Below are 6,854 nucleotides of genomic sequence, written 5' to 3'. Positions count from 1 at the left end.
CCCCCCTTGCATAAGCAGACTGCCAGCGAACGCAGTGAGCTGTGCAGGTCGCTTAGGGGCTCCATCAGGGGGGGCCTTTCTTTCCCTTTAGACGCAAATTGGTATCAGCACAATTTGGCATGACACCGGACGAACGGCCCCCAAAAGGGGGCCGTTCGTCAACGGTTCCTTCGTGCCCATTCCGTTGCCTGGAGCACGGGGCTTCTTTGCTTCTTTACACCCGCCCTATTCAGCCGTTGGGATAAGGCTCGGTGCCTTCCATCCCCCGTCGATCCTCGTCCTGTCCGGGCAGTAGATGCGCAGGAACAGGTGGAACCCGCCCCGTCCCGTGGGCAGCCAGTTGGCCTTGAGGGGGTCCTCGTCCTTTGGAGCCTCGGGCTGGAGCAGCAGCTCCAGGGAGCCGTCCGCATTATAGGTGACAGGGGTGCGGTCGTTGATGCAGTAGCGGTTCAACGGGTTCGCAATCAAAAAGTCGTCGTCGCCGTAGGCCGTTACCGACCAGAACCCACCCCTCAGAACCGGCGGCAGCGCCCCCTTCTCGAAGCGCACCCTGTAGCGCGTCCCCGCCTTCAGGGCCTGTCCCGACGAGTCCTTGTTCGTGCTGGCGTAGATGGCGGCCGAGACCGGGTTGGCCCCCAGCCCCCTCCAGGCGACCATCGCGCGGTAGTCGTACTCCGTCCCGAACTCGGCGATCGGCGCACCGAGGTACTGCCATGGCCCCCAATGCACGAGGAACTTCTGACTGTTTGCGGTGACTCGCTCCTGGACCCTCTTGACCATCGCCCGCCACGCCGCCTCCCGCTCCTGCGCGTCCGATCCCAGCACCGCGGGATCGAAGCTGAGACCGGGTCCTACGCCCAGCACACGAAGCTTGTCCAGGAGGGGCCCATCGCCGGGGAGCGGAGGGTTGTCCCGCATCAGGGCGTTGGCCTCGCCGAAGAATTGCTCGGGCGTCATCCTCAAAACGTAGTCCACGGGGACCGCGCCGTCGTACCGGGGGTCGTGGGTCCCCTTTGGGGGGACATAGTCTCCGCCCCGGAGATAGTCGGCCAGCGGCATCAGCTTCATCCGTTTCTGAAGGGTCCGGACGTTTTCCAGGTCGTCCTCGCCCCTGCACAGGGTGCGCCCGATGATCCAGCCGAGGTTCCCGGAGAAACGAAAGGGCGTCATCCCCGCCGGAACGGTCGTTTTGTCGTCCGACCGCATCAGCAGGCAAACCTGCTCCCCGGACGTTCCCTCCCTGCCCCCCGTGCCGGCAATCCCCACGCTGTTCGTCCAGGCGTCCAGGAACTGCGCCGAGCAGTAGCGGTCTGCGGCTGGCTTGACGAACACCAGGGGCCCGCCCTTCAGGTCGATGAACGCCTGAGAATAGAGCGTATCGACGTTCGGCGTGACGACGTCCTTGAAGTCCGGCCCCGCCAACCTCTGCGCGTGGCGCAGCTGGTTCACGGGCACCTTTGCGGAGGTGGCCTCGACGACGTTCGTCGCCACCCTCTGGGACACGGACATCATGACCAGCGGATAGCAGTAGACGTAGGCGTCGTCGAGCGTCGTCGCAGAGCCGGACTCGTGCCTGCCGCCGCCGCAGCCCCCCAGGGCAAGCAGCAGCAGGGCCATGGCTGCGGCGAGGGGCAAAACGCCCCCGCCGCTCTTTACTCTCCCTTTACTCACGAACACGATCTTCTCTCCCCTTTCGACGGATGCCGAGACCCGAGGCCCCGCGTCATTCGATGTCGATCCCCATGTCCCGGAAGATCTCCAGCACCTCGTCAAGGCTGTGATAGCCAACCTCCTGACGAACGACATCGCCGTTGTCGTCCAGAAAGAGGAGGGCGGGGAGGTAGGTCACGTTGTACTCCTTAGCGAGCTCGGGATACTCGTCCACGTCCACCGCTTCCGCTGCCAGCCTGCCCTCATACCGGTCATTGATCGCATCCAAAACCTTGGACATCTGTTTGCAGGCCGGTCAACCGGCCCCGGACAGGGATACCAGAGTCGGCAAGTCCTTTCCCTCGGCATGAACGGGACAGAAAATGAAAGCCAAAAAAAGGAAAATCGACACAAGCATCGTTCTCATTACCGAACCCTTCCTTTCGCTTCTAAAGAATGTGTTCCTTTCGCTTTCAGCAGGAATACCGCGGCAAGGGCCAGCGTTAACCCACCCCATCCCGCGTCGCCCCTAAAGGGACTAGCTGCGGTTGTTGAAAATCAGGCTTTCCTTTTCAATAGGAACGCAGCTGCAAGAGCCAGTGTCCATCCACTGACACCCGCGTCGCACCCGCCGCTGCTCTTGTTGTCGTCAGGCGTGGGAGGATCCGTCGGGTTGTCCCCGCGGGGCCAGTGGAGGCTCACGCCCTTGTCCCCGACGAGATCGACGGCCAGGGTTCCCTCGCGCATCTTGCCCGGCGACACAATGAACGAGAGGCTGCGCTCCGTGTTCGGGAAGATCGCCGGGATGGTCCGCGTCACAACGCGGCTCTCGCTGCCGTCGCCCTTGACGCGACTCACCGTCAGGCGCAGGTTCGTCAGCGTCTCGGAGCCACTGTACCGAATGGTGGCGTGGGCGCGGAAGTCCTCGGTCTGTTTCAGGAGCTCTGCGCGGAACTCCGGAAGCGTCAGCTGCGTGCGCGTGTCGTCCGACCGGATGGGCTTGAAGGTCATGCTGAAGTCGCCCTCCTTCGCGGCCGCACGGGCCACCTGGGCGGACACGACCGCCAGGCCCGCGACAGCCTTCGGCTCCTCGGCCAGAACGGCGATCGGATAGCGGCCGACGTTGTTGCCGCCCGGATCGCTCTTGTAGTCCCACTCCTCGTGGAGCTCGTCGAGTTTGTTGTCCGGGTCCACGGCGAAGTAGAGGTCGTAGTTGCCGGGGGCGAGGTCGTTCGGAACGGTCCACTGGAACGAGGCGGTCGCCTTGTTGGCCTCCGTGCCCTGCGTCCAGCCTCCAAGCCGAACGGTCTGCCGGTCCAGCGTCCGCAGGTCCGTGTCCCCGCCCCCAGCGCGAAGGCGCATCTCGACCTCGACGTCACCCGCGTCCTTGAAGCTCGCGTTGTAGAGCGGGAGCCGAACCTCGTACTGTCTGCCGCGGACGAGGGCCGACGTCGTCCACTTCTTGAGGACGACGTCCCGGAACCCAATGCCGCGCACCTGCGTCGCCGAGAGCCTGTCCTCGTTGGTGGACCAGACCACCCGGGTTGTTCCGCTCTCGGACAACTGGACGCGCCGGTTGTAGCGCGCCGGCAGGACCAACGCGGGGTCGGGTTTGTCGGCGTAGAGGCTGCCCGGCGCGTTCCGCCATACGAGCGCGTTGCTGTCGGCCAGGTCCACCGCGAAGGCCACCTTCATCACGCCGGCGGCGTCGGCGTAGAGCTGGGTCTCGATGAGGTGCTTGACGTAACTGGAGTTGAACGGGAGCTGCGCGTTGTTGAGGGTCACGGTGAACTTCTCGGACTCCTGGTACGTCTTGGTGAAGGTCTCGGTGTTCGTCAGCTCGTTGGAATAGCCGACCGTGCTCGTGACCCCGACGCTGAAGACTTTCGGCGCGCCGAGCGAGACGTTGAGCGAGCCGTTCGCCGCCTTCTTCGACTTGGTGGTGAGACCGGACACGTCGGTCGTCACCTGAGAGACCGCGAGGTCCAGCACCGTCTTGCCGCCGACGGTCGAGTTCAGCCTGTTCGACAGCACCTGCTGCAGTTCACCGTAATACGGGGTGTTCTCGACCTTCGTCGGATACGAGAAGAGGTTGCCCTCCTCGTGGATGGGGTTGTAGTCGTCGAACTGCGCGCTCTGGCCGGCGTCGCCCTGGACGATCGTCGGCGCGTCGCAGAGCGAAAAGGTCATGAACCGATCCCCGTTGAGCTTCTCCCCCTCCTCGAGCGGCGCGTCCGGAGCCTGAGGCATGGTACCGAGGACCGGGTAGCGCCACACGTGCCGGTCGGTCTTATACAGGACGACGTTGTCCGATCCGTCCGTGACGGTGGTGATGGTCGTCGCGACCGTCGCCTGGGAGCTGTTGGCCTTGTTCTCGACCCTTGCCGACGTGTCCTTGTAGCCGCCCGAAGCGTTGGCGCCGATCAGCTTGTACCGCCCTCCGACGGAGGCATTGACCCCCCACTCCAGCGCGCTGGTCGCGCTGAACGACGTGTCGGCCTTGCTGCTCTCGGTCTGGCCCTTCGAGTACGCGACGGACGAGCCCATCCAGGACAGGTTCATCACGGACTTCCGCTCCGGCCGGACGCCGTTGACCTCGAATGGGGCCTGGACGTAGTCCACGTGGTAGGGGGGCGTCTGGATCTCCGCGACGTAGCTGCGCTCGTCGGCGAAGACCAGGTGCGTCGGATCGCCCAGGGCCAAGGACTCGCCGTAGAAGTCCCCGGGCAGGAGCGCCACGGCGCGTCCCGCCTTGCCTTGCGCGTAAAGGACGGGCGAGGAAAGGCCCGTGAGGTTGCCGCCCGAGATCTCGGGCGACAGGTACCACAGTCTGTCGCCGGTGAAGTAATCGCTCGACCGTTTGTCCGTATCGTCGTCCTGCGAGATCGAGAAGAACACCTTTCGGAGCGGGGCCCCCCGCTCCGACGTTCCTCCCAAGGGCACGAGCGCGAGCGACGCGCTGCGGAGCAGGTAGCTGCACTCCGCCCTGTCCACGCCGCCGACCCCGCCGTATCCGGCGAGGGTCTGTCCCGTGCTGCGCCAGAACTTACGCGCGGGCTTCAGGGCACCGTCCGTCTCCCACACCGAGGCCTGAATCTGCCCTCCGTTACCCCCGTACTTCGCGGACAGGAAGACGATCTCGTCCTTCCCGTCGCCGTCCAAGTCGCCGGCAGAAGCGATCATCCCGAAGTGCGGGACGTACGCCAGCGTCCACGACGTGCCGCCCACCCGCTGATCGTCGTCATCCAGCCGCGTCTCGGAGCCGCTGAACCCGGAACCGTTCCACCCGTACGTCCGAACGGTCGGATAGGCGTCGCTGTCCTTCCACTTGTCGGCGTAGACCGCCGCGAGCTCCATCCTCCCGTCGCCGTTGAAGTCCCCGGCCACCACGTCGCAGCCGTCGACCTTTTCGCCCTTCCCGTCCCGGCTGCCGAGGCCGGTCTCGTATATCGGGGACGCTTCGACGCCCCCCGACGCACTCCTCGAGGCGCGATAGACCTGAAGAAAATAATCGTCGCCCCTGCCGGTGCGGATGACCGCGAACTCGTTGGCCCTGCCGTCGTGGTCGAGGTCGCCCGCCGCCACGCGAACCGACGGGAAATAAGCGTTCATCGCCCCGAGCTGTCGGGTCTCGACGCGCTTAGTAGCAGGGTCGACGAAGGCCAGCCAGGCGGTGTAGGTCTGCTCGTACCCGGGGCGTTTCTTCCCCCACGGGGCCCCGCCCGCCGTGTAGTACGCGACGACGAAGGCCTCGGGTCCGTCCTCGCCGTCGGGGAATAGCCCGGCAGCCGAGTCCGTGACGTAGGGGTACCCGGACGCCTCGATCGTCGTGCTCCAGCCTTTCGCCGCGGCGATCCCGCCCTTCCCGTCCGTCTTCACCTGCGCGAAGCGGAGGGTGACGCCGTCTTCGTTGGAGGACGGATACATCACGACGAGGGAGCCGTCCGCGGCCCGCTTTTTGCCGACAGTCGGGTGAAGGCCCGTGTTGGTGTACCCGCCGTCATCCTCGAGGTTGACCTGAGCTTTCTCGGACGGACCTCCCTGGTCGTCCCCCTGAGTGGGATAAAACCGGAATTTGCCGTCGTTCGCCTTCATGAACTTCAAGAACGATTCCTTCACGATGCCGCGCGAGCCGGTCGTCTCCTTCACGATGTCGTCGATCTGCCCGAGCGGCTTGCCATTGATCAGGACGGACGCCGCCGCGTCCGCCGGCGCGCCGTGGATCAAGACGATCCCCGCCATCCCCGCGCACAGGACGCAGCCCCGCGCCAGAGGCAAAATCCTTCCGAGGCCAGTTTTTTTCGAGCGCCCTGACCTTCGCGTTCCCCATAAACCGAACAATCTTCGCACCTTCCCCCACTTCAACTTCATAAAAGACAACGACAGGTACGGCGTAAACCAAACGCCGTACCTGTCAAGATCTTACTCAAACGCAACGGCGGCAAAGCCCGTCTGCAATATTCCCCGGATGTTCCTCGTTTCGAGGCGAAACGCCCCGAGAGAACGACATCCCCCCGCTTATCTTATTGTGGCTATTTCTCCTGTATGGAGTCGATGAGGGCCTCCAGCTTGGGGTTCTGCCCCGTGATGACGAGCATCAGGTATTTATCGCCCTCCGTGTTCAGGATCGCCCTGCTCTCCACGCCGGCCTCGTTCTTGAAGTCGAAATGGTACACGTCGTCCTCAAACACCGGCTCCGAACCCTTCAGCTTCTCTGCGAAAGCCGCAGCCAGGTCCTTGGCCTCCATTCCATCCCGCTTGTCCATCGTGATGCTCACCGCCGCAGAGTTGTCGTTGGCCACAATCCCCACGGTCGTGCCGTTCTGCGTCGCGGTCCAGTCGTCCGGGACATCCACGGTAAAATCCTTGAAATCCTGCACGGCTGCAAAGGCCGCGGCGGAGAACACGAGGACTGCCAATACCGACAAGACACCAATACGCTTGCTCAACATTCACAAAAACTCCCTTCCCGATAGCGAGGTTGAATAGACAGGGGACCAAGCCCCTTATCTATGATATTCTATGCCCAGCCTGGATAAGGGTCCATGACCTGAGGTCAGGATTACGGCCCGAAGAGGTAACTTTTTTCTGCAAAAGAGAAATTTTTTGGTTCACTGCCCCTCCAAGGGCCGGTCGCAGCCTTCATCACGTTCCTGTATAATTGTGAGGGGATCAAAGAGAAATGTTGATTTATACCAAATCGC

General features: G+C 63.6%; 4 protein-coding genes. All 4 read right to left on the bottom strand.

The annotated features are described in order from the left end of the window. Positions 1-225: 225 nt before the first annotated feature. A complete protein-coding gene (locus tag SY1_RS07450) occupies positions 226-1,671 on the bottom strand; it encodes a DUF1254 domain-containing protein (RefSeq protein WP_208873298.1) in 1,446 nt (481 codons plus the stop codon). A 52-nt stretch (positions 1,672-1,723) separates the two neighbouring features. Next, a complete protein-coding gene (locus SY1_RS07445) occupies positions 1,724-1,951 on the bottom strand; it encodes a thioredoxin family protein (protein ID WP_208873297.1) in 228 nt (75 codons plus the stop codon). Between the two features lie 257 nt (positions 1,952-2,208). Continuing rightward, positions 2,209-5,928, bottom strand: coding sequence for an FG-GAP-like repeat-containing protein (locus tag SY1_RS07440; protein ID WP_208873296.1), 3,720 nt, complete (start codon positions 5,926-5,928; stop codon positions 2,209-2,211). A gap of 254 nt (positions 5,929-6,182) precedes the next feature. After that, complete coding sequence (locus SY1_RS07435; RefSeq protein WP_208873294.1) at positions 6,183-6,578, bottom strand: hypothetical protein; 396 nt, start codon at positions 6,576-6,578, stop codon at positions 6,183-6,185. Positions 6,579-6,854: the final 276 nt, after the last annotated feature.

It is taken from the genome of Fretibacterium fastidiosum (assembly GCF_000210715.1).
GTDB classification, from domain to species: domain Bacteria; phylum Synergistota; class Synergistia; order Synergistales; family Aminobacteriaceae; genus Fretibacterium; species Fretibacterium fastidiosum.
This window is presented reverse-complemented; position numbering and strand designations above follow the sequence as displayed.